Source organism: Chromohalobacter sp. 48-RD10, from assembly GCF_029889785.1.
Lineage (GTDB): Bacteria > Pseudomonadota > Gammaproteobacteria > Pseudomonadales > Halomonadaceae > Chromohalobacter.
In genome coordinates, this window is the sequence record NZ_JARANX010000015.1 from 14,792 (window position 1) to 37,598 (window position 22,807).

The window sequence follows — 22,807 nt, forward strand, 5'->3', positions numbered from 1 at the left end:
GTTGTATGCTCCACCATTTCGCTGTCGATGTACCGGGGCTTATTTGCGCTTTCTAAGTAGGTAAGCCCTTAAGTATTCCTAACCTAGCTTAATTTAACGTCGATTAACATAGCGCTACACGAAAGGCGTAGACACAAAAACGCCCGCGCCGGTGTGAGCGGCGCGGGCGTGGGGTTCAGCCGTGCGGAGGGGTTCAGGAGGGGAAGCTGAACTGGGCGGTTTCCTGAACGCTGCGCTTCGGCCAGCGTTGGGAGATAGCCTTGCGGCGGGTGTAGAAGCGCACGGCATCGGGGCCGTAGGCGTGCAGGTCGCCGAATAGTGAGTCTTTCCAGCCGCCGAAGCTGTGGAAGGCGACCGGGACGGGCAGCGGGACGTTGATGCCGACCATGCCGACTTCGATGGCGTCGGCAAAGCGGCGCCCGGCTTCACCGTCACGGGTGAACACGCAGGTGCCGTTGCCGTACTGGTGAGCGTTGATCAGGGCGATGGCGTCCTCGAAGGTCTCGACCCGCACCACGCACAGTACCGGGCCGAAGATTTCATCGCGGTAGATGCTCATCTCCGGCGTGACGCGGTCGAACAGCGTGGCGCCGAGGAAGTAGCCGGGCGAGCCTTCCACCAGCGGATGCTCGCGGCCGTCGACCACCAGTTCGGCGCCGGCACGTTCCCCCTGCCCGATGTAGTCGGCGACTTTGTCGCGCTGCCCGGCATTGATCAGCGCGCCCATGTCGAGGCCCTTCTCGGTGCCGGGTCCGATCTTGAGCTCCCGGGCCTGGACGGCGAGACGCTCGACCAGGGCGTCGGCGGTGGCATCACCCACGCACACGGCGACGGAGATCGCCATGCAGCGTTCGCCGGCACTACCGAACGCGGCGCCGATCAGGGTGCTCGCGGCGTTGTCGAGATCGGCGTCCGGCAGTACCACGGCGTGGTTCTTGGCTCCGCCGAGGGCCTGCACGCGCTTGCCCTGCTGGGTGCCGCCCTCGTAGATCTTGCGGGCCACGGGGGTGGAGCCGACGAAAGAAAGCGCCCTCACCTCGGGTGCCTCGATCAGCGCGTCGACGGCCTCGCGGTCGCCATGAATCACGCTGAACAGTCCCTTGGGCAACCCGGCTTCGTCGAGCAGTTCGGCCATCTTCACGGCGGCCGAGGGCGTCTGCTCGGAGGGCTTCAAGATGAAGGCATTGCCGCAGGCCAGCGCCATGGGGTACATCCACAGCGGCACCATGGCCGGGAAGTTGAACGGCGTGATGCCGGCGACGACGCCCAGCGGCTGATGATTGGACCAGGTATCGATCCCCGGCCCGGCGTTGTGGGAGTACTCGCCCTTCAAGAGCTCCGGCACGCCGCAGGCGTACTCGACATTCTCGATGCCGCGCTTGAGTTCGCCCATGGCGTCCTCGAGCACCTTGCCATGTTCCTCGCTGACCAGCGCGCAGATCTCGTCGGCGTCGCGCTCGAGCAGGGTCTTGAAGCGGTACATCACCTGGGCGCGCTTGGCCGGCGGCATGTCGCGCCAGGCAGGCTGGGCTTCACGGGCGGCGTCGATGGCGCGTTGCACGGTGGCGGTATCGGCCATCGCCAGGCGGCGCACCGGCGCGGCGGTCGCCGGGTTGACGACCTCGAGGGTACGCTCGCCGCCGACGGCGTCACCGGCGATATGATGATTCAGGGTATGCATCTAGAGATGACTCCAACCTTGGGTCGTGTTCGCGGTATCGGGGTGTCGCACCGGATCAGAATTGGCGGCCCAGTAAGGCCTCATCGAACGGATAGCGCGACAGCTTCTCGATCCCGGTCTCGGTCACCAGCACTTCTTCTTCGAGCTTGACGCCGTCGGCGGCGTCGACCTCGCCGATGTAGCTTTCCACCGAGACCACCATGCCGGGCTCGAGGACGCCGTCCTTGGAGAAGCGGTCGAAGTCCATGTGGTGGGCGACCAGCGGAGTCTCGCCGTGCATGCCCACGCCGTGGATGACCGAGGGGTAGCGACGGTCGAGAAAGCGCTCGGGAATTTTCCAGGCGTTTTCGGCAATCTCGCGGTAGCTTATGCCCGGCTTGAGGATCGACATGTTGTGGTGCACCTGGTCATAGGCCATCTGATAGAGGCTCTGCTGATAGGCACTGGGGCGGCCCGGCCCGACATGGAAGGTGCGCGAGAAGTCGGAATAGTAGCCGTGGCAGCCGATGGTGTCGGTATCCAGCGCCACCAACTCGCCAGGACGCACCACTCGGTTGCTGGCTTCGTTGAACCAGGGGTTGGTGCGCGGGCCGGAGGACAGCAGCCGCGTCTCGATGAACTCGCCGCCCTGGCGGATGACATCGCCGTACATGATGGCGAACAGCTCATTCTCGGTGACGCCGGGCTTGATGGCGGCTTCCACTGCGGACACAGCGGCTTCGCTGCCGGCCATCGACTGGGCCAGACAGGCGATCTCTTCCGGTGTCTTGATACGCCGGCAATGCAGAGTGTCCTGCATGCAGTCATAGACATCCAGCCCCTGGGCTTCCAGCGAGCGCGCCAGGTTCAGCATGCAGCGGTCGAGACCGATCTTCTTGTTGCCCTTGCCGTGCTCTTCCATCAGCTCGGCGATCTCGATGCCGAACGGGTCGGAGGACATGTTGTCGCGCTGGTTGACGGCGGACCACACCACCTTGGAGGTGCGCGATTCGTCGATGGTCTCCAACCAAGTGGAGACGTGGGCACTGCCCGGATATTCGAATAGGATCACCGGGCCTTCGAGCGGCACGTAGATATAGCGCGTGGAGTTGCGCAGGAAATAGCCGAACATGTTGCGCGAGCCGGTAGCGTAGCGCTGGTTGTACGGATCGAAAAGTACCAGCGCGGCGTAGCCCTGCTCGGCCATCATCGCGCGTAGACGCTCGAGACGGCCGGCGCGCAGTTGGACCGGGTCGAAGGCGGTGGGAATGCTGTCGCCGTTGGCCATCGGGCTGGAAGGCACCACCGGAATGGCGTTGGGTTCGTGATCGGTCAGGTTTTCGAAATCGACGATGCTCATGGTGTTTCCTTGGGAAAATCGGGGTGCATATACTTGACGAGGCGTCGGCGAAAGCGACCAGAGGAGTCGTTCTACCTAGCCGTTCAAGCTCGTCAGTCGGCCAGGCTGTCGCTGCGCTGCATGCCTTCTTCCAGCAAGCGCTCATGCACCGGCGCCATGCGCCCGAAGATGCGCTTGGCGCGCTCGGGACGGCCGATGAAGCCCGGCTCCTTGGCATAGGCGAAGATCACGGTATGGCGCTCGCGGTCGCCTTCCACCGGCGTCACGCGGTGCAGCGAGTAACGGCCGAAGAAGATCTGCAAATCGCCCGGCTGGAGATCCAGCGACTTGGTCTGCGAGCGGTCGCCGTCGATGACCTTCTCGACCCCCTCGAAGTTCTCGCCCTCGGGGCTACGGATGCCCGGTGCGTACTCGAACCGACCGCCGCCGTGGGACTGGCGCGTCATCATGGTGACGATGAATTCGTTGGTGTCGTAATGCCACGGATGCTGGCAGCCTTCGCGCAGCACGTTGACGACCAGGTCGGCCAGCGGATCGGCGTACTGGTGAATCTCCTCCATGTCTACCACGCTAGCGATGAAGCGCTGGAAGCCGGCATGCGAGTAGACTTGGCGGATGATGGTGTCGGCGCCGATGCGATCCCCGGCGACGAAGCCGTTGGTACGGTCACCGAAGCGGTTCTTGGGATGCGAGGCCGGCAGGCTGGGATCGCCGTCGCTATTGTAGGGATTGGTTTCGGTCTGGTTGTAATGCGCTTCCGGCGAGAGTCGCTCGGTTTCGCGTTCCAGCCGTGTCAGGGCCTCATCGGGTACGAAGCCCTTGAGTACCACACAACCGTCCTCGCCGAGCTGGGCACGGCACTCTTCGACGAGGATCCGGCCGCGCTCGCCATCCAACTGGTCGATGGGATAGCGCTCGAGATCGATCAAACCGTGGAGTGTATTGTCGTCTGCCTGCGTAGCGTTGGCTGGCATGCGGATCTGCTCCTGACTTTATCCAAAGACGTTTCAAGTAACGTATGGACAGGGTAGAGAGGCAGGTTCAATAATAGAAATGAATGGTTAAGATAAAAAAGATTGCAAAGGCTCATAGATCATGGATACCGACCTGCTCCGCGCCTTCGTTACGGTCGCCGAATGCGAAGGTTTCAGCGCCGCCGGCAAGGTGCTGCATCGCACGCAGTCGGCGGTCAGCCTGCAGATCAAACGGCTCGAGGATCAGATGGGAGAGTCGCTGTTCGAGCGCACTAGCCGCAGCGTCATGCTGACCCCACCGGGCGGGCGCTTGCTGCCCTACGCCCGACACATCCTCAAGCTCCAGGACGAGGCACGTCGGGTGATGGGGGTGGACCGCCAGGGCGAACTGATTCGCCTGGGTACCTCGGAGGAACAGGCGAGCACCTACCTGCCCGAGCTGCTGCCGCGTTTCGCCGCCCGCTTTCCCGAGGTGCGCCTCGAAGTGAGCTGCAGCATCAGCGGCTCGCTGGTGCATGACTTCCAGGAGGGGCTGCTGGATGTCGTGCTGGTGGTACGCCACGGCCCCACGCAGACCGGCCGCCTGCTGGGCCGCGAGCCTATGGTGTGGGTAGTGGCCGAGGACCGCGCCATCGACGATTGGGAGACCCTGCCCCTAGCGCTGAACCCCGAGGGTTGCATCTTCCGCGCCCATGCATTCGCGGCGCTGGGGCCCTCCGACCGACGTTGGGACGTGCGCTATTCCAGCCGCTCCCCCACCGGCATCAACCTACCAGTACAGGCTGGGCTGGCAGCCACGGTCAAGACCCCGCGCAGCGTTCCCGAGGGCTGTCGCATCGTCGGAGAGGAAGAAGGCCTGCCACCACTCGGGCACGTCGAGATCGAGCTGCACCGCACACCGGGCCACTCCAGCGACGCCTTCGTCACCTTCTGCGACGAGCTGGAAAGCATCGTGACCGCCACCGACTCACTGGAGTCGTTAGAGTATGTGAGCGGAGGATCCTGAACGGCCAACGGCGCCTTGGAGGCGCCGTTGGCGTTTGCTTCATTGAAGAGACTACAAGTCGATACCCAGCAACTTGGCGCCGTAGCCCCATAGCAGCACTGTCACGCCAAGCAGTACCTCGAGCACCAGCACGCCAATGCCGAGCGTCGAACCGGTGACGATGAAGCCCTCTTCAGAGCCGATGTCGAGGAAGTTGGGAATTCCCAGATACAGCAGATAGGCGCTGTAACAGAGCCCGACGATGGTCGCCAACATGCACAGCCAGACCAACGGGTAGAGGGCGACGACACCGCCGACGAACATCGGTGTGGCGACGTAGCCGGCGAAAATGATGCAGCGTCGACGACTCGGGGGACTGGAATAACGCTGCGCCATCCAATGGATCACCGAGCCCATGAAGCCCACCGCTATCAAGATCGCTACATAGAAGGCGACCCCGGCGAAGAAGGCGTCCAGATAGTTGAGCTGAATGGTATGCCCGCCACCGAAATCCCAGCCGACTTGGGTGGTACCGATGAACGCACACACCACAGGAATCAATGCCATTTCCAGAACGTGGTGACTGTAGAGGTGGGTGATGGTCTCCTTTTCGTCGTGGATCTGCTTCCATTCACGGTTCGGGTGGACCAAGAGTCCCCAGACATGCGTGAGCATAGAAAACACCTCCTCCATCGCCGATGTACACATCACGTCGCGGCGCGCTTCAGGATTCGATGCGACCCGACGTTTTTATCAGTGTAGTCAGTATTTTGCTCAGCAATATCAGATTTACCGGTTGAAACGGCATACACGTAAAAAAGCGACACCCGTGACGGGTGTCGCTTTGCTATCGCGTGGTGATGAGAATGAGTGGCGAAAATAGGTCACCGGCCAGGAGTGGCGCGTTACTTCAAGCGTTCGAAAACGGTCGCCACGCCCTGGCCCATGCCGATGCACATGGTCGCCAGGCCCAGTTTGGTGTCCTGCTGGCGCATGACGTTGAGCAGCGTGGTGCAGAGTCGCGCCCCGGAGCAGCCCAGCGGATGGCCCAGCGCGATGGCGCCGCCATTGAGGTTGACGACCTCGTCCATGCGCTCGCGTAGGCCGAGATCCTTGAGCACGGGCAGCGATTGCGCGGCGAAGGCTTCGTTGAGCTCGACGGTCTGGATGTCGCCGATGCTCAGGCCTGCGCTCTTGAGGGCCTTCTGCGTCGCGGGTACCGGCCCGTAGCCCATGATCGAGGCATCACAGCCGGCGACGCCCGTGGAGACCACCCGCGCCAACGGCTCGAGCCCCAGCGCCTGGGCGCGCTCGTAGCTCATCACCGCCAGCGCCGAGGCGCCGACCGAAAGCGCCGAGGAGGTGCCCGCAGTGACCGTGCCGCCCTTGGGGTCGAAGACCGGCTTGAGCTTGCCCATGTCTTCCAGGTTGGCGTCGTGGCGGATCACCTCGTCGCGGTCGACCAGGCGCCGGAAGCCATTAGCGTCATGCCCTTCGACGCCAACGATCTCGTTATCGAAATAGCCGTTTTCGTTGGCGGCCAGCGCGCGTTGATGCGAGCGCACGCCGAACGCGTCCTGTTCTTCACGGCCCACATTGTGCATCTTGCCCAGCAGTTCGGCGGTCAGGCCCATCATCATGGCGGCCTTGGCGGCGTACTTGCTGGCCGCCGGGTTGACGTCGACGCCATGGTCCATCGGCACATGTTCCATGTGCTCGACACCGCCAATGATGTAGAAGTCGCCCATGCCGGCCTTGATGTTGGCCGTGGCGATGTGCAGCGCGCTCATCGACGAGCCGCACAGGCGATTGACCGTCTGCGCCGGCACGCTGCGCGGAATCCCGGTCATGATGGCGGCGTTACGCGCGATGTTCATGGCCTGCTCGAGGGTCTGGTTGACACACCCCCAGATCACGTCGTCGACCTCGGCGGGGTCCAGGTTGGCATTGCGATCGAACAGCGCCTGCATCACCGAGGCGGATAGGTTTTCGGCGCGCACGTTGCGAAAAGCGCCGTGCTTGGCCTTGGCCATGGCGGTCCGGACGGCATCGACCACCACGATATCTCTAGGATTCAAACTCATTTTCGCGCTCCTCGTTGCGTGGTGGCTCATTGATCGGATGCGGACGTGTCGGGATAGAAACGCTCGCCCTGGGCGGCCATGTCACGCAGCCGCTGAGTAGGGCGATACAGCGGCCCGAGTTCCTCGGCCAGCGTCTCGGCCTGAGCAACGAACGCCTCGACACCCAGTGCGTCGATATAACGCAGCGCTCCACCCCGAAACGGCGGAAAGCCGATACCGTAGATCAATGCCATGTCCGCCTCGGCCGGCGTCGCCACGATACCGTCTTCCAGGCAGCGTACGGCTTCCATACACAGCGGGACCATCATGCGCGCGACGATATCGTCGTCGCTGAACTCGCCACGCGTGTCGACGGTTTCCTCGACCAGCGCGTGCGCCTGCTCGTCGGAGACCTTCTTGGGCTTGCCCTTCTTGTCTTCCTCGTAGCGATAGAACCCCTTGCCATTCTTCTGGCCTAGACGGTCCTGGTCATACATGCGCTGAATCGCCGTCTTGCCACCGTTCTTGGCTTCCTGCGCCATGCGGTCCGGGAAGCCTTCCGCCATGACCTGCTGGGCGTGCACGGCGGTGTCCATGCCCACCACGTCCAGCAGATACGCGGGGCCCATGGGCCAACCGAACTTTTCCATGACCTTGTCGACGTGCTCGAAGTCCGCGCCCTGCTCGACCAGCAGGCTGAAACCACCGAAATAGGGGAACAGCACACGGTTGACCAGAAAGCCTGGGCAGTCATTGACCACGACCGGTGTCTTGCCCATCTGCCGGGCATACGCGACGGTCGCGGCCACGGCGGCGTCGCTGGTTCTCTCACCACGGATGACCTCGACCAGCGGCATGCGATGCACGGGGTTGAAGAAGTGCATGCCGCAGAAGTTTTCGGGACGCTGGAGGTTGGCCGCCAGGCGGTCGATGGAGATTGTCGAGGTGTTGGAAGTCAGCGTGGCGTTGTCGTCGAGCAACCCTTCGACCTCGGCCAGCACGGCCTCCTTGACCTTTGGGTTCTCGACCACGGCTTCGACCACCAGATCGACATCGCCGAAGTCACCATAGGAGAGCGTGGGGCGAATGTTGGACAGCGCCTCGGCGACCTGGTCGCTACTCAAGCGGCCACGTTCGAGCTGCTTGCCGAGCAGTTTGCGCGCTTCCTGCAGACCCAGTTGCAGCGCCTCTTCCTTGATGTCTTTCATCAGGATCGGTGTGCCCTTGTACGCGCTCTGATAGGCGATACCGCCGCCCATGATGCCCGCCCCCAGCACCGCCGTCTTGTTCACGGCGGCGACCTGGTTGGCGTACTGCTTGCCCTTTTTCTTGACCAGTTGATCGCTCAGGAACAAGCCGACCAGGTGGTAGCAGACATCGGTCTTGGCAAGCTTGGCAAACGCCTTGGCTTCGATGGCCTGCGCGCGTTCGCGGCCTTCGCCGGCGCCCTTCTGGATGACCTTGATCGCCTCGATGGGGGCTGGGTAATGCGGTCCCGCCTTGCCCGCCACGTAACCCTGGGCGGTCTCGAAGACCATCATCTGCTCGATGGCGTTGAGCATCAGCGGAGACTGTTTGACGCTGCGGCGCGCCTGGTGGTCGAGCTCACCAGCATTGGCGCGGGCCAGAATATCCAGCGCGGCGGACTCCAGGGCGTCTCCCGAGACCACGGCGTCTACCGCACCGACCTTCAAGGCGGTATCGGCACGGTTTTCCGTGCCGCCGGAGATCCACTCGATGGCGTTATCGGCACCGATCAAACGCGGCAGACGCACGCAACCGCCCCAGCCCGGCACGATGCCCAGTTTGGTCTCGGGCAGGCCCAGCTTGGCGCTGTCGCTCATCACCCGGAAATCGCACGCCAGGGTGATTTCGCAGCCGCCGCCGAGAGCCAGGCCGTTGATCGCCGCCACGCTGGGAAACGGCAGATCCTCCAAGGTGTTGAAGACACCGTGCACACGCGTGTTCATGTCGACCAGGAAGGCTTCGTCACGGCGGAACATGCCGTGGAACTCGGTGATGTCTGCCCCGACGATGAAGGCGTCCTTGGCGCTGGTGATGACCAGGCCTTTGACATTCGTTGCCTCGCCGAGCGCCGTCAGGGCCGCTTCAAACTCTTCGATCATCTTGCTCGAGAGCGTGTTGACGGACTCGTCCTGCACATCGAAGGTCAGCGTGGCGATGCCGTCATCGCGCTGCACCACCGTGATGGCGTTACCTTGATAGATCATTCAGGGCTCTCCCTGCTGTTAGCCTGGACCTTACGATTCACGAAGGAGGCATGCGCCGAGCTCGGGCGTGACGCTGCTCCTCGCACACTTTCATACAGTCGTTTGAATGCAAATCAGCTTGCGCCCGTCAAACGGTGTCGTCAAGTCTTCCTCCATTAGCGAATGGTCGCGTAGAAATGCGTCTTATCGAAAAGAGACAACTCCCAGACGCGATGGACTCCTGATAGGATAGGCCCCTTTGCGGTCCGCCAACCATCGCGCCGTTTTTTACGCACTGCCTTTTATTACATGCTGCATCGGAACATCCACACGCCTCATGTCCTTACCCGCTAGCGCGACTCTGCTCGCTTGCATCACACCGCTTGTCGAAAAGCTCAAACGCTTTGCCTGGCTTTGGCCACCCACCGCCTTCGTCGTCGGTTTGCTGGGGTTTTTCCTGGTCAACCGTCAGCAATGGCTCGGCGCAGTGCTGGCCTTGGGTCTGCTGTTCGCATGGTGCCTGCTGTTGGCCGAAAGTCTCCTGACCCGGTTGCTCAACTTTCGTGGCCAGCCCGGTCTGCCACGCATGGTGACGACCTTCATCGCGCAGCTCATTCATCAGGAAACGCTGTTCTTCGTATTGCCGTTTTTTCTCGCCACCACGGTATGGGCAAGCGGTCAGGCCGTCTTCACATTGTTGCTGATCGGCTGCGGCCTGCTGGCGATTCTCGATCCCTTGTATTTCAGCCTCGCGCAACGCCATCGCTGGTTATACTTCATGTTCCACGCATTGTGCGTGTTCGTGGTAGTGCTGGTGACGTTGCCGATCATGTTGCATCTGACTACCGGTCAAAGCCTGATACTGGCGATCGTGGCCATGGCGATCTTCAGTGTGCCCAGCCTGATCAACCTGATGCAGCCTCAAGGCTTCTGGCGATGGCTGGCAATGATCGGGCTGATCGTGGTGCTGGCTTCCACGGCCTGGATGGGGCGAGTGTGGATTCCTCCGGCAACGCTTTGGATCTCCGGTAGCGCCCTCTCGCCAGGGTTCGATATCGAATCGCGCGCGCCGCGCGGCGAAAGCGTGCTGACCCCATCGACACTCTCGGGGCAAGGCTTGTACGCTTACACCGCGATTCGCGCGCCACGCGGCCTACGCGAAGAGATCTATCACGTATGGCGGCACGATGGCGAAGTGGTCGATCGCATACCGCTGGTCATCCGCGGTGGACGCGAGCAGGGCTATCGCGCCTGGACGCATAAGCAAAACTTTCCCTTGGCATCGCAAGGCAGTTGGCAGATCGATGTAATGACGGCCACCGACCAGCGACTCGGTACACTGCGTTTTCGTGTCGACGAAGACGCCTCGAACGCCACGCATGTTGATAGCGACATCCATTCACCCCCGGGTTTGCCTGGCTGGAACATCCGTCACTTGGTCGCCGGTGCGACTCAGGACGATGAATGAAAGGTCGACGATGGTGTGACTTGCAATAACACGTTGCACCCGAGACAATCCCGTTAGGTTCCTAACCAACATAAGGCCCATGCAACAGGATATCGGACTCAAACTGTCGCGCGTACCACGCCTGTGGCGCGCCATCCTCGATGAACGCCTCGCTCCTCTGGAGCTGACGCAGACGCGCTGGGTGACACTCTACCACCTGTCGAAAATGGGTGATGGCCAGCCGCAATGCGATCTGGCTCGCTCAATCGGCGTGGAAGCTCCGTCCTTGGTCAGGACACTCGACCAACTCAGTGAGCAAGGACTCATCGAGCGCCGCCCGAGCGATGAGGATCGCCGCACCAAGCGTGTTTACCTCACCGACAAGGCGACGCCCCTGCTCAAGAAGATCGAGACCGTCGTCGAGCAGGCGCGTATCGAGATGATCGAGGGGTTAAGCGAGGACGACGTCGACCAGTTGGACGCTATACTGACGCGCATCGAGCAGAACGGGCAGCGGCTACTGTCACGCTCTTGCGAGGAGTGAGGGCTCGCTTGCTATCGATCTGAGCGCCGTGTGAGCCATCTCGCGGCGCTAATGCGCGCGGTATTCTTGTGCGGCGATACTCACTTGTCGGCAATGCTATTTGCGATGGCGACCACTTCCCGCCAGTTGGTCGACGAGATCATCGAGTGCGCGCAGTAATGGCTCGAATGCCTTAGTCTCGCACGATTCCTCCCACCACAGCGTCAAGCCTTGCGGCGCCGACGTCACGACCAGCGCGTCCTCGGGCAAAGCAAGCAGCACTTCTTTCAAGCGATGCTCATTATCTTCGCTCAACGGTGGCAACGGTGCCTGACGCCAACGCCATCCCGCCATGGCTTCCTGCAACCGATCACTGGCGTGGCCGTCGCGCACCAGCGTGAAGTCACTCCCCGGCGCGGCCTGCGGATAACGCCAGCGATACCCCACCAAACCATCCACCGCTTGCAGCGGCGGCTTGTCGGCACGGATATCCACCCCCGATTCGCGCGCCGCCACCCGCAACGCACTGCGGCGCTTTTCATGAAGCCCCGGCCTGAGCCACAAGGCTGGCGAGAGGATGAGAAATACCGCCAGCCCCAAGAATAGAAAGATCTCCAAGCCTGCCTCCGTAAGCGCTGATTGATCTAAAGCATTGTCTCGTCGATTCGGCACGCATAAAGTGGAAGCGTTCATCGACAAGGTGGGAGATGCCCCATGAGTAACGAGTACACGCACGTTTTAGTCGCCGTCGACCTGACCAAGGATTCCCGTAAGGTACTCGAGCGTGCGATTCCCATCGCAGAACGCAACCATGCCAAGCTATCGATCATGCATACGCTCGAGCCACTGGGGTTCGCCTATGGCGGCGATATCCCCATGGATCTGACCAGCATCCAGGACCAGCTCGACGATCATGCCAAGCAGCGGCTCGCGGAAATCGCCGATCCTCACGGGATCTCGGCGGACAACCAGTACGTCGTGGTCGGCATGCCGGATACCGAGATCCATCGTTTCGCCGCCGAACATGATGTCGACTTGATCGTGGTGGGATCGCACGGACGCCACGGTTTCGCCTTGCTGCTCGGCTCGACCTCCACCGGCGTGCTGCACGGCGCGCAATGCGACGTGCTCGCAGTACGCGTGGGACAAGATGGGGAAGCCGACGAATGAGCGTATGCGCCGGGCACAATCAAAGTGCCCGGCGCGACGCCACTTACTTTTCCTCGGCCACTCACTTGTACTTGGTCACTCACTCGCCCTCGGCCATGGCTTCCAGTTCCATCCAGCGCGACATCGCCACATCCAACTCGGCTTGCTTCGACTCTAGTGCTTCCAAGCGCTGGGTAACTATCTCGGCGTCTTGCTGGTAGAACTCAGGGGCGCCCACTTCCGCCTCGAAGTCGGCGACCTCGGCTTCCAGCGTCTCGATGGTCGTCGGCAACTGATCCAGCTCGCGCTGCAACTTGTAGGAAAGCTTGGCCCGCTTGGACGTGGTTGACGCTGTTGTGGCCTTGTTCTTGCCAGTATCGGCCTTGGTAGGCTCGGGCGTCGCAGGCTCGGCCTCGCGAGCCGGCAGTACGTTCGCGGCATTGCCGAACTCGCCCGGCGCCGGGGGCAACTTGCCACCCTGACGCACCCAGTCGCTGTACCCGCCGACATATTCCTGAACGCACCCCTCGCCCTCGAAGGCCAGCACGCTGGTGACCACGTTGTCCATGAAGGCACGGTCGTGCGAGACCAGCAGCAGGGTGCCGTCGAAATCCAGCAGCAATTCCTCGAGCAGTTCGAGGGTCTCGACGTCCAGGTCGTTGGTCGGCTCGTCGAGCACCAGGACGTTGGCCGGCTGGGTGAACAGCTTGGCCAGCAATAAGCGGTTGGATTCCCCGCCCGAGAGCGCCTTGACTGGCTGACGCACACGGTCCGGCGAGAACAGGAAGTCCTGCAGGTAGCTCATGACATGCCGGTCCTTGCCGCCCACTTCCACGCGATCGCTGCCCTGAGCCACGTTGTCGTAGACCGTCTTCTCGAGTTCGAGCCCGGCGCGCAACTGGTCGAAGTAGGCCACACTGAGGTTGGTGCCCATCCGGACTTTGCCTTCGCTGGGTTCGAGCTCGCCCAGCAGGATCTTCAGCAATGTCGTCTTGCCGGCGCCGTTACGGCCGATGAAGCCGATACGATCGCCACGCTGAATTTCAAGGGACAGATCGCGAACCACCCAATCGTCACCGAAACGCTGGCTGACATCGGTGAGCTCGACGACGCGCTTGCCGGTACGCTCACCGCTGTCGACACTGAGCTGCGCACGGCCCACTCGCTCACGACGCTCGGCGCGCTCACCACGCATCTTCTCGAGCGCTCGCACTCGCCCTTCGTTGCGCGTGCGACGCGCCTTGATGCCCTGACGGATCCAGGCTTCTTCCTTGGCGAGTTTCTTGTCAAACTCGGCGCGCTCGCGTGCTTCGACCTCAAGCTCGTGCTGCTTTTGCTCTTGATACGTCGCGTAGTTACCGGAATAACGCCCCAGCAAGCCCCGGTCGAGCTCAAGGATATTGGTCGCCAGCCGCGACAAAAAGGCCCTGTCGTGGGTGATGAACAGCACAGAGCCATTGAAGGCAAGCAACTGCTCTTCCAGCCAGCCAATGGTATCCAGATCGAGATGGTTGGTGGGCTCGTCGAGCAGAAGTACATCAGGATCGGCCACCAGGGCACGCGCTAGCGCCACACGCCGTCGCCAACCGCCGGAGAGGCTTACCATCTCGATATCTTCCGGCAGCCCCAGACGCGAGAGAATGGTGTCGATGCGTTGATGAAACGACCAGCCATCCACCGATTCGAGCTGGGTTTGCAGCCGCTCGAGCTCGTCCATGTCGGGCGCATCGCTCATCACTAGATGGTGATAGGCGCTCAGCAAGGCGCCCGCTTCGGGAAGGCCCTGGGCGACCACATCGAAAATGGTGTTACCGCTGGCATTCGGCAACTCCTGCGCTAGCACACCCACCTTCAATCCCGGTGCACGCCAGATGTGTCCTCCATCGGGCAACGTCTCACCGGAAATCAACTTGAGCAGCGTCGATTTGCCTGTGCCGTTGCGCCCCACCAGCGCCAAGCGCTCCCCTTTTTCCAGCGTCAGATCGGCGTTATCCAGCAGCACCTGAGTGCCATAAGCCAATTGCAACTGTTCCAGACGTAACAGCGTCACGCGTAACCACCTCGTTGACAGACATTCGTAGTAAAGACGCTAGTGTAACGCATGGTCGCCTCCTGGGTCCGGGGGTAGAATGGTAGGTTTTCGCGATTCATTGGGCTGGAGAGCACTTCCGTGACACACGACGACGCCAATCCGCTACCTGACGCGCTGCGCATGACGTCGCCCGCCCCCCTGGTCGACATCGGCGCGAACCTGACGCACGAAAGCTTCGCCAAGGATCTCGACGTCATACTCGAGCGAGCCCAAGCGGCCCGGGTAGCGTCTCTGATCCTCACCGGCACCGACATGGCGCACAGTGAACAAGCCGCCGCGCTGGCGCATCGCCACGACGGCCTCTACGCCACGGCGGGGCTGCATCCGCATATGGCCAGCCACTGGGATGCCACGCTGGAAACCGCCATGCGTGCGCTGCACATCGATCCCAAGGTCGTCGCGGTGGGCGAATGCGGGCTGGATTTCAATCGCAACTTTTCCACCCAGACCGAGCAGGAACGCGCCCTCGAAGCCCAGCTCGGCCTGGCGGCCGAAAGCGGCCTGCCGCTGTTTCTTCATGAGCGCGACGCCGGCCCGCGGATGCGCGACATTCTGCGTCACTGGCGCGACGATATCGGCAATGCCGTCATCCACTGTTTTACCGCCGACCGCGAGACCCTGCACGGCTACCTGGATCTCGATGTGCATATCGGCCTGACTGGCTGGCTGTGCGATGAGCGGCGTGGTCATCACCTGCGCGAGATTGTCGGCGACATTCCCGCCGAACGTCTGATGGTCGAAACCGACTGTCCGTACTTGTTGCCACGCAACCTGCCGGCCAAGCTCAAAGGACGCCGCCACGAACCGGCGTTACTGCCTTGGATCGTCCGCGAGATCGCCCATTGGCGTGGTGAAAGCGAGACCACTCTGGCCGCTGCAACGACCGCCACAGCACGCCGGTTCTTTCAACTCGATGAGGAGCAATGACATGGACTTCCCCGGTTTCATCACCATCGAAACTGGCGATGAGGACGCGATTCCCGTCGCCATTTCCTGGGCCCTGCCCGATGGCCAAATCAAGCATGCGCTGATTCAGCCCGACGACGACTGGCTCGAAGAGGACCTCCTCAAACTCGGCGATTATAGCCTGGACGAACTCCGCAGCCTGGGCCTCAGCCCTCTAGACGTATTGCGCGAGCTAGAGACCGATCACTTCAACGTGACGCTTTATACCGCAGGAATCGGCGATGACGAAGCCGCACTGTCACGCCTGTTCGAGGACTTTGCGGTAACGCCTTTCGTCGAGCTGGCGCCGGCGGAAACCCTCTACCCCGACCTCGAGCCGGGCGAATGGACACGCGCCCGTGGCGAATTGTTCGGCGATCTCGGGCTCGAGCCCATGCGCGCCGATCACGAAGTGCAGGTCATGCTTTATCTACACCAGCGCCTGCGCGGCGAAGAAGAGTAGCGCGGGTGGCGATGACGCGGGGCGCCGTCCGCCACGCCCCGCGGTCGGTTGCCTATTTCATGCGCTACCGATCAAGGCACGCCCGGCCCTCGGCGATTGCGGCCTCGCGCGATAGCCCTCGCCGATAAAAGGCATGCAATGCCTCGCGAAACGCCGCCGCTCGGAGAGGCAAGCCGGTCTCGCGATAGCGGGCCGCGCGGGCGGCAACCCGCTCGGCGAAAGCGTGTCGGTCGACCTCGATGCCGCCCAGGTTATCGACGCTGACGTTAAACCGCAGATCGCAGGCCTCGCTGAACAGCGATTCAAGCGCCTGAGGGGCGATCTCGACGCTCTCGAACTCGCGTTGCCGCGCCTCGTCGCGACCGTCCGGCGCGTACCAGTAGCCATAGTCCTCGAGTTGACGACGGCGCTCACCGGCGATGCACCAATGACTGACTTCATGCAGCGCACTGGCGAAGAAACCATGCGCGAAGATGATCCGATGCATGACGTGCTTACTGTCGGCGGGACAGTACAAGGGCTCGTCGTCACCGCTGACCAGGCATGTTCGATACGACGCGGCAAAGATGCCGTCGAAAACGGTGATGACATCGTCGATACGGTGAGTCACGCGACCTCCTTCAAAAGCGGGGGCCTATTATAGGCACTGCACTGCGCGATGAAAGACATTCTCGGGCCGCATGATGAAAGGCATCCCCGGCGCACCCTTGCTAGAATGCCGCTTTTGCCTATCCGGGAGGATCGGTTTGACCGCGCCACACGCTTTGTTCGCTCACAGCCTTCGTGAATCGCGCCTGTTGATGCGGTTGACGCTGCCCATCTGCGGCGCGCAATTGGCGCAGTCGGGCATGAGCGCAGTCGATATCATCATGGCAGGCCACGCCAGCGCAACCGACTTGGCCGCCGTCTCGGTCGGCTCTAGCCTGTGGCTACCGTTGATGCTCTTCATGACCGGCGCTCTGATGGGGCTTACACCCATCGTGGCGCAGCTTTTAGGAGGCCAGCGCCAGGCGTCGATTCGTCCTTACGTCCATCAAGCGCTGTGGATCGCTCTACTGCTGGGGACCCTATCGGCGTTGCTGCTGTGGTTCGGTGTCGGCCCGGTTTTCCGGCTCATGGGGGTCCCCAGCCACGTGGCCGAGCTGTCCGCCGGTTATCTGGCCGCCGTGGCGTTCGGCATGCCGGGGATCGGCCTCTATCAAGCCTTGCGCGCCTTTTCCGACGGTATGAACCATACCCGCCCCGCCTTGTGGATCAGCCTTTTGGGACTGGGCGTCAACATTCCCTGCAACTATGCGCTGATCTACGGTGGTCCCGGCATCGTCTCGCTGCTCGGCGACCTCACTCCCGGCTGGATCGCCGCATTGCCTGCCCTGGGCGCCGTGGGCTGCGGCGTCGCCACGGCGATTTCAATGTGGGTCATGTGCCTGGCGATGATGATCTATACGCACCGTGCCCGAGCCTATGGCAGCGTCACCTTGTGGCATTCGCCAGAGCCGCCTCGCCAGCGCGACATCCTCGAGCTGTTGCATGTCGGCGTGCCCATCGGCGTGGCGATCTTCGTCGAAGTCACGCTATTCACTTTGATCGCCCTGTTCGTCGCACGCCTGGGGGAAGTCGTCGTCTCCGCCCACCAGATTGCGCTCAATTATACCTCGATCCTGTTCATGCTGCCGTTGTCGCTGAGCATGGCACTCACCGTACGGGTGGGTAATACACTGGGACGCGGTGACATGCACGAGGCACGCTTTGTGGCCTGGAACGGCATCGTCGTATGCCTGCTGGTCGCGTTGGTCAACGATGCCATCCTGTGGATGACGGCATCGCCCATTCTCGCCCTGTATACGTCGAACACGGAGGTGCACGCGCTGGCCATGTCACTGGTTACCCTGGCGATGTTCTATCAGATATCCGACTCGCTCCAGGTCAATCTGGCCGGCGCGCTACGCGGCTACAAGGACACCCGGATCATCATGTTGATCACGGTATTGTCGTATTGGCTGATCGGGCTGGCGGGTGGCCATTGGCTCGGGCGCGGCTGGGAAGGCCATTTCGCGCCCTTCGGCATTCATGGCTATTGGCTGGGCTTGTGTGCCGGGCTGACGGCAGCCGCCCTGTTGCTGGGCTGGCGCCTGCATCACCGTGTCCAGCGTAGCCTGGCGGTGAGCGACAGCTCCTCGACCGGGATCGCGACTAAAGACTAAGCGCTGGTACTTAACTTTAGGCAAACCGCCGCTCATCATGGGAATGTGGCCATGTGGCCCCGCGATACGCCACGTCATTCGCCACGAGTCAGCACGTTCTCATGTCCATTAAGCGCCGCTTCCCAGTTCCGCTACGCCCGCGCACACTCTTGGTGATTGGGGTCATCGCCGGTTTGATTCTCTGCATGTGGCAAACGTCGCGCCTGGCGCGCGAGCAAGCGCTTCAGACGCTTCGTCAAGATGCCGAGAACGAATTGCGCTTGTCGGCGGCGAGCCTCGTCGGCCATTTGTCGCGGCACGATTACCTGCCGGAACTGCTGGCCTCACGCGAAATGGTCAAGCGCTTCCTGGATGATCCCGCCGGACAGGATTCGATGCCCTTGAATCGCCTGCTGGATCGCTTTCGCGCCACCGCCAACGTCTCCGATATCTACCTGCTCGACCATACCGGCGAAACCCTGGCGGCCAGCAACTGGCATCGTCGCGATACCTTCATCGGGCAGAACTACGGCTTTAGGCCCTACTACCAGGAGGCCATGGCCGGGAAGAACGGCAGCTTCTACGGTCTGGGCACCCAGTCCCAGGATCGCGGCTACTACTTTTCGGCCCCCGTGCGGCTCGACGACACGGCGCCGAACGCACGCCCGGACGGCGTCATGGTGCTCAAGGTACTGCTCGACGCGGTGGAAACCGGATGGGCTGAGCAGGACGCAGAGCTTCTGGTCACCGACCACAATGGGGTCATCTTCATGGCGAGCCGCCCCGAATTGCGCTTGACCACCATGGCACCGCTGACCCAGGCACAGCGTCAGACCATCGCCGCCTCGCGGCGCTATGGTGATGCGCCATTGCCGGCCTCGGGCTTGCAAGAGCGCCAACGCCACGATAATCGCACACGCTTGGTGGACTTCGCTTCCGGTCCCCTAGAGGGCAAGCGTTACTTGAGCTTGACGCGCCCCATGGCAGATTTCGATTGGCACATCCAAATCCTCAAGCCGCTGACGCCGGTCAACCAGGCACAGTGGTTGGCGGCGCTTCTCGCCGGCGGTCTTTACGGGCTCGTCGCCCTGGGGGCCGGGATAGGGTGGCAGCGCCTGCGTCTGCGGCGTGAGCGCGAGCGCTTCGCCGAACGCGAGCGACGCACCTTGGCCCAGGCACGGGACGAGCTCGAGCGCCACGTGGAAAGCCGAACCCGTGATCTGGTCGCCACCAACCGCCAGCTATCGGCAGAGATCGAAGAGCGCCAGCGTGCCGAGGATAACCTACGCGCTACGCGGGACGAGTTGGTTCAAGCTGCCAAGCTCGCCGTCCTCGGGCAATTGGCTGCCGGCATCAATCATGAGCTTAACCAGCCCCTGGCGGCGATTCGTGCCTATACCGAGAACGCGCGCGCCTTTATCGCTCGGCAACGTATCGAGAGCGCCGACGCCAACCTGGCCCAAGTCCTCGAGCTCACCGAACGCATGGCCGAGATCAGCGCGCAACTGCGCCAGTTCTCGCGCAAGAGCGGCGACAATCTCACGGCGGTTTCCGTGGCGTCGTGCTTCGCGTACGCGCTACGCCTGTTCCAATCGCGCATTCAGGAAAGCCAGGTCACCATCGCGCAGCATTGGCCCACACAGGAAGCATGGGTACGTGCCGATCCGGTACGCCTCGAACAGGTGCTGGTGAATCTCATCGGCAATGCCTTGCAGGCAATGAGCGAGATGCCCGAGCCACGCCTGACGCTCGCCATCACCATCGAAGTCACCTGCGTTCATCTGGATGTCATCGATAACGGGCCAGGCATTCCCGAAGCGCATTTGACACGCATTTTCGAGCCCTTCTATACCACGAAAACCATGGGCAGCGGACTGGGGCTAGGGCTTTCGATCTCGCGACGCATCATCGAAGATCTCGGTGGTCAGCTCGACGCCGGCGGTCATGATGACGGCGGCGCCCATTTCCGTGTCACACTTCCCCGCATCGCGGACCCCGATGATCCCGCGCGCCCCGAGGAAATCTCTCATGCATGAAACGTCCGCCATCCCGGTCATGCTCGTCGACGACGAAGCCCATCTGCGTATCACCGCCAGTCAGACGCTGGAATTGGCGGGCTATACGCCCGACGTGCATGAAAGCGCGGAATCCGCGCTCGCGGCATTGAGCACGGACTTCCCCGGCGTGCTGGTCAGTGACATCCGCATGCCCGGCATGGATGGTATGGCCTTGCTTCGCGAAGTCCGCCATCGCGACCCCGACTTGCCGGTGGTGTTGATCACCGGGCACGGCGATATTTCCACTGCCGTGGAAGCCATGCGCGATGGCGCCTGGGACTTTTTGGAAAAGCCCTTCGCGGGAGAACGCCTGGTGGAGGTCGTCCGGCGCGGCATCGAGAAGCGTCGCCTGAGCCTGGAAAATCGTCATCTGAAGGCTGAACTCGAGGCACAGCAATCGATTCCGGGGCCCCGCCTGGTGGGGCGGGCGCCCGCCATTCAGCAACTCGCCTCGATGGTGCAGCGCATCAGCCAAGTCGAAACCGATGTGTTGCTCTACGGCGAGACGGGCACCGGCAAGGACCTGGTCGCACGTGCTGTCCATGAGCGCAGTTCACGCGGTGGCAAACCCTTTGTCGCCATCAATTGCGGGGCCGTGCCGGAAAGCACCATCGAATCCGAGTTATTCGGGCATGAAAAAGGCGCCTTTACCGGCGCCGTGGAACGTCGCGTGGGCAAATTCGAACATGCCAACGGCGGCACCGTGTTTCTCGACGAAATCGAGTCGATGCCGCTGTCACTGCAGGTCAAGCTGCTACGTGTGCTTCAGGAGCGTGCCGTGGAGCGGCTCGGATCCAATGACCTGGTGACACTCGATATACGCGTGATCGCTGCGACCAAGACGGACCTCAAGCTCGCCGCCGAGGCGGGGAAATTTCGCGAGGATCTGTATTACCGGCTCAATGTGGTGACCTTGCCGATTCCCTCGCTACGCGAGCGCCGCGAGGATATTCCCCTGCTCTTTCAGCACTTCGTTGCCGTCTCCGCCAGTCGCAGCGGGCTGGAAGCGCCGCCGCTCGACAGTCAGGGAGTTTCCGCCCTGCTGGCCCACGATTGGCCGGGCAATGTCCGCGAGTTGCGCAATGTCGCCGAGCGTTACGTGTTGCTGGGGGCAACCTGTGATTATAGCCTCGAGACGCTACTTCAAGGCGCACACAAAGATAACGGCGACCTACCGCTTTCTCAGCAGGTCGAAGTGTTCGAAAAGAGCGTGATCAACCAAGCACTGATTCGCTACCAGGGATGCATCACCGATATATGCGCCCGACTGGGTGTGCCTCGCAAGACGCTTTACGACAAGCTGAACAAACACGGTTTGAAGGCCGAGGATTACCGCCACATCGTCGAGACGGAGTAATGCCGGCTACCTTAGTCGGCCCTATTCTCGATTCTCGGATAAGCCCCATCGCCATTCTTCCTATAATCAGTCTCCCTGTGCGGAAATCCACACAAGGGTTTGGTCACTTTGTGCGGACTTCCAGCCATGACAGGCCAATTCTCTTTCCACTTTCGTTGAATGAATAAAATGTAACTTGATGAAAATTAAAGGTTAATAAAAACATGGAATGGCGGTTGCACTGATAGTACGTATTTAACGAGTTTGATGCCCAGCATCGCTCGGTAATGGATACGCATAACCACAATCGATATCGGGAGAATTCGCCATGTCCATCAAGACACACGCCTTGACCGCCACCCTCGCAGGGACCATGTGCCTCGCCACCGTGGCACAAGCCGACCGTGACGATTGGCCGGAAAGCTTTACCGTGGGTACCGCCAGCCAGGGCGGCACTTACTTCGTGTATGGCTCCGGCTGGGCCAACATGATCGCCGACGAACTAGGGCTTTCAGGGGGCGGCGAAGTCACTGGTGGCCCCAACCAGAACCTGGCCTTGGTACACACGGGTGAGGTGGCGTTCGGCCTGACCACCATGGGACCAGCGGCCGATGCCGTGGCCGGCAAGAGCTCACTGGCGCCGGGTGTGAAAATGGACAATGTCTGTGCGCTGTTCCCAATGTACGAGACGCCGTTTTCCATCACCACGCTCGCCGACAGCGGTATCGAGTCGATCTCCGATATCCCCGACGGGGCCAGCATCGGTTTCGGCCCGGCGGCGTCCACCTCGGATACCTACTTCCCGGCCATGCTCGAAGAGCTCGGCGTCGAGTTCGACCGTCGTAACGGCGGCTGGAATGATCTGGGTGGCCAATTGCAGGACGGCCTGATCGACGTCATCGCCTTTGCTGCCGGTATTCCGATTCCCGCCGTCAGCCAACTCGAGGTGCAAACCGACGTCAATATCGTCGAGTTCACCGAGGAGGAACAGGCCAAGGTGATGGAAGAGTTCCCGGTTTCGGCATTCTCGATTCCCGCCGATACCTACCAGACCCTTGAAGACGATGCTCGCGCGGTCTCCATGTGGAACTTCACCATCGCCGGTTGCGACCTCCCCGAGGACTTGGTCTACGAAATCACCAAGCTGAGCATGGAAAACAACGACAAGATGCGCGATATCCACCGCAGTGCCGAATTCAGTGTTCCGGAGAACCTCAAGTACAACACCGTGCTGCCCTTCCATCCGGGTGCGGTACGCTGGTACGAGGAAAATGGCTACGAAATTCCCGAGGAACTGAAGCGCTAACCGGCTGATCGCCTGAACGCCGTCCCGCATCGTCGCGATGCGGGACGTCTTGTG

At 61.8% G+C, this 22,807-nt stretch carries 19 protein-coding genes; 10 read left to right on the plus strand and 9 right to left on the minus strand.

The annotated features are described in order from the left end of the window. Positions 1-193: 193 nt before the first annotated feature. The 3 genes from OP496_RS13545 to OP496_RS13555 form a co-directional block, all read right to left on the minus strand. On the minus strand, positions 194-1,681 hold the full coding sequence (locus OP496_RS13545; protein WP_280564245.1) for a CoA-acylating methylmalonate-semialdehyde dehydrogenase: 1,488 nt from the start codon (positions 1,679-1,681) through the stop codon (positions 194-196). Between the two features lie 55 nt (positions 1,682-1,736). Next, positions 1,737-3,020 carry a Xaa-Pro peptidase family protein gene (locus OP496_RS13550; protein WP_280564246.1) on the minus strand — a complete coding sequence of 428 codons (1,284 nt, stop codon included), beginning with the start codon at positions 3,018-3,020 and terminating at the stop codon, positions 1,737-1,739. 92 nt (positions 3,021-3,112) lie between these two features. After that, positions 3,113-3,994, minus strand: coding sequence for a hypothetical protein (locus OP496_RS13555; protein ID WP_280564247.1), 882 nt, complete (start codon positions 3,992-3,994; stop codon positions 3,113-3,115). Between the two features lie 121 nt (positions 3,995-4,115). Here OP496_RS13555 and OP496_RS13560 point away from each other — a divergent pair, with 121 nt between their 5' ends. Continuing rightward, positions 4,116-5,000 carry a LysR family transcriptional regulator gene (locus OP496_RS13560; protein WP_280564248.1) on the plus strand — a complete coding sequence of 295 codons (885 nt, stop codon included), beginning with the start codon at positions 4,116-4,118 and terminating at the stop codon, positions 4,998-5,000. Positions 5,001-5,051: 51 nt separating this feature from the next. Here OP496_RS13560 and OP496_RS13565 read toward each other — a convergent pair whose 3' ends face one another. The 3 genes from OP496_RS13565 to fadB form a co-directional block, all read right to left on the minus strand. Further along, on the minus strand, positions 5,052-5,654 hold the full coding sequence (locus OP496_RS13565) for a Yip1 family protein (protein ID WP_280564249.1): 603 nt from the start codon (positions 5,652-5,654) through the stop codon (positions 5,052-5,054). A 230-nt stretch (positions 5,655-5,884) separates the two neighbouring features. After that, the gene (gene fadA, locus OP496_RS13570; RefSeq protein WP_280564250.1) at positions 5,885-7,063 is read right to left on the minus strand and encodes an acetyl-CoA C-acyltransferase FadA; all 1,179 of its coding nucleotides are present in this window, start codon (positions 7,061-7,063) and stop codon (positions 5,885-5,887) included. A gap of 26 nt (positions 7,064-7,089) precedes the next feature. Further along, positions 7,090-9,273: a fatty acid oxidation complex subunit alpha FadB gene (gene fadB, locus OP496_RS13575; protein WP_280564251.1), complete on the minus strand. Its 2,184-nt coding sequence runs from the start codon at positions 9,271-9,273 to the stop codon at positions 7,090-7,092. Positions 9,274-9,589: 316 nt separating this feature from the next. On the opposite strand from fadB, the gene OP496_RS13580 reads away from it, so the two are divergent. Together OP496_RS13580 and slyA are read left to right on the plus strand one after the other, a co-directional pair. Continuing rightward, positions 9,590-10,720: a DUF5924 family protein gene (locus OP496_RS13580; RefSeq protein ID WP_280564252.1), complete on the plus strand. Its 1,131-nt coding sequence runs from the start codon at positions 9,590-9,592 to the stop codon at positions 10,718-10,720. Between the two features lie 79 nt (positions 10,721-10,799). Further along, positions 10,800-11,243: a transcriptional regulator SlyA gene (gene slyA, locus OP496_RS13585; RefSeq protein ID WP_280564254.1), complete on the plus strand. Its 444-nt coding sequence runs from the start codon at positions 10,800-10,802 to the stop codon at positions 11,241-11,243. Between the two features lie 96 nt (positions 11,244-11,339). Here the strand turns inward: slyA and OP496_RS13590 are convergent, their stop codons facing one another. Beyond that, complete coding sequence (locus OP496_RS13590) at positions 11,340-11,840, minus strand: preprotein translocase subunit YajC (RefSeq protein ID WP_280564255.1); 501 nt, start codon at positions 11,838-11,840, stop codon at positions 11,340-11,342. 96 nt (positions 11,841-11,936) lie between these two features. Between OP496_RS13590 and OP496_RS13595 the strand changes: the two genes are divergently transcribed. Then, the gene (locus OP496_RS13595) at positions 11,937-12,392 is read left to right on the plus strand and encodes a universal stress protein (protein WP_280564256.1); all 456 of its coding nucleotides are present in this window, start codon (positions 11,937-11,939) and stop codon (positions 12,390-12,392) included. A gap of 79 nt (positions 12,393-12,471) precedes the next feature. Here the strand turns inward: OP496_RS13595 and OP496_RS13600 are convergent, their stop codons facing one another. Further along, a complete protein-coding gene (locus OP496_RS13600; RefSeq protein WP_280564258.1) occupies positions 12,472-14,421 on the minus strand; it encodes an ATP-binding cassette domain-containing protein in 1,950 nt (649 codons plus the stop codon). 162 nt (positions 14,422-14,583) lie between these two features. Here OP496_RS13600 and OP496_RS13605 point away from each other — a divergent pair, with 162 nt between their 5' ends. Both OP496_RS13605 and OP496_RS13610 read left to right on the plus strand, forming a co-directional pair. After that, positions 14,584-15,390 carry a TatD family hydrolase gene (locus tag OP496_RS13605; RefSeq protein WP_280564275.1) on the plus strand — a complete coding sequence of 269 codons (807 nt, stop codon included), beginning with the start codon at positions 14,584-14,586 and terminating at the stop codon, positions 15,388-15,390. A gap of 1 nt (position 15,391) precedes the next feature. After that, entirely contained in the window at positions 15,392-15,871 is a 480-nt protein-coding gene (locus tag OP496_RS13610) for a hypothetical protein (RefSeq protein ID WP_280564259.1), read from the plus strand. A 64-nt stretch (positions 15,872-15,935) separates the two neighbouring features. On the opposite strand, the gene OP496_RS13615 is transcribed toward OP496_RS13610, so the two are convergent. Beyond that, positions 15,936-16,481, minus strand: a complete 546-nt coding sequence (locus OP496_RS13615; protein WP_280564260.1) for an elongation factor P hydroxylase — start codon at positions 16,479-16,481, stop codon at positions 15,936-15,938. A gap of 190 nt (positions 16,482-16,671) precedes the next feature. Between OP496_RS13615 and OP496_RS13620 the strand changes: the two genes are divergently transcribed. The 4 genes from OP496_RS13620 to OP496_RS13635 all read left to right on the plus strand — a co-directional run bounded on the left by OP496_RS13620 (position 16,672) and on the right by OP496_RS13635 (position 22,753). Next, complete coding sequence (locus OP496_RS13620; protein WP_280564276.1) at positions 16,672-18,075, plus strand: MATE family efflux transporter; 1,404 nt, start codon at positions 16,672-16,674, stop codon at positions 18,073-18,075. Between the two features lie 101 nt (positions 18,076-18,176). Further along, a complete protein-coding gene (locus OP496_RS13625; RefSeq protein WP_280564261.1) occupies positions 18,177-20,090 on the plus strand; it encodes an ATP-binding protein in 1,914 nt (637 codons plus the stop codon). After that, on the plus strand, positions 20,083-21,468 hold the full coding sequence (locus tag OP496_RS13630; RefSeq protein WP_280564262.1) for a sigma-54 dependent transcriptional regulator: 1,386 nt from the start codon (positions 20,083-20,085) through the stop codon (positions 21,466-21,468). The genes OP496_RS13625 and OP496_RS13630 overlap by 8 nt, the downstream gene beginning before the upstream one ends. 307 nt (positions 21,469-21,775) lie before the next feature. Further along, positions 21,776-22,753, plus strand: a complete 978-nt coding sequence (locus tag OP496_RS13635) for a TAXI family TRAP transporter solute-binding subunit (protein WP_280564263.1) — start codon at positions 21,776-21,778, stop codon at positions 22,751-22,753. The last annotated feature ends 54 nt before the right edge of the window (positions 22,754-22,807 follow it).

Excerpts from the sequence above, each read along its gene's own strand:
- OP496_RS13630 (WP_280564262.1), top strand. The coding sequence starts at position 20,083 with ATGCATGAAACGTCCGCCATCCCGGTCATGCTCGTCGACGACGAAGCC.
- slyA (WP_280564254.1), top strand. The coding sequence starts at position 10,800 with ATGCAACAGGATATCGGACTCAAACTGTCGCGCGTACCACGCCTGTGG.
- OP496_RS13605 (WP_280564275.1), top strand. The coding sequence starts at position 14,584 with ATGACGTCGCCCGCCCCCCTGGTCGACATCGGCGCGAACCTGACGCAC.
- OP496_RS13565 (WP_280564249.1), bottom strand. The coding sequence starts at position 5,654 with ATGCTCACGCATGTCTGGGGACTCTTGGTCCACCCGAACCGTGAATGG.
- OP496_RS13595 (WP_280564256.1), top strand. The coding sequence starts at position 11,937 with ATGAGTAACGAGTACACGCACGTTTTAGTCGCCGTCGACCTGACCAAG.
- fadB (WP_280564251.1), bottom strand. The coding sequence starts at position 9,273 with ATGATCTATCAAGGTAACGCCATCACGGTGGTGCAGCGCGATGACGGC.
- OP496_RS13545 (WP_280564245.1), bottom strand. The coding sequence starts at position 1,681 with ATGCATACCCTGAATCATCATATCGCCGGTGACGCCGTCGGCGGCGAG.
- OP496_RS13550 (WP_280564246.1), bottom strand. The coding sequence starts at position 3,020 with ATGAGCATCGTCGATTTCGAAAACCTGACCGATCACGAACCCAACGCC.
- OP496_RS13560 (WP_280564248.1), top strand. The coding sequence starts at position 4,116 with ATGGATACCGACCTGCTCCGCGCCTTCGTTACGGTCGCCGAATGCGAA.
- fadA (WP_280564250.1), bottom strand. The coding sequence starts at position 7,063 with ATGAGTTTGAATCCTAGAGATATCGTGGTGGTCGATGCCGTCCGGACC.
- OP496_RS13580 (WP_280564252.1), top strand. The coding sequence starts at position 9,590 with ATGTCCTTACCCGCTAGCGCGACTCTGCTCGCTTGCATCACACCGCTT.
- OP496_RS13625 (WP_280564261.1), top strand. The coding sequence starts at position 18,177 with ATGTCCATTAAGCGCCGCTTCCCAGTTCCGCTACGCCCGCGCACACTC.
- OP496_RS13610 (WP_280564259.1), top strand. The coding sequence starts at position 15,392 with ATGGACTTCCCCGGTTTCATCACCATCGAAACTGGCGATGAGGACGCG.
- OP496_RS13555 (WP_280564247.1), bottom strand. The coding sequence starts at position 3,994 with ATGCCAGCCAACGCTACGCAGGCAGACGACAATACACTCCACGGTTTG.
- OP496_RS13620 (WP_280564276.1), top strand. The coding sequence starts at position 16,672 with ATGCGGTTGACGCTGCCCATCTGCGGCGCGCAATTGGCGCAGTCGGGC.
- OP496_RS13635 (WP_280564263.1), top strand. The coding sequence starts at position 21,776 with ATGTCCATCAAGACACACGCCTTGACCGCCACCCTCGCAGGGACCATG.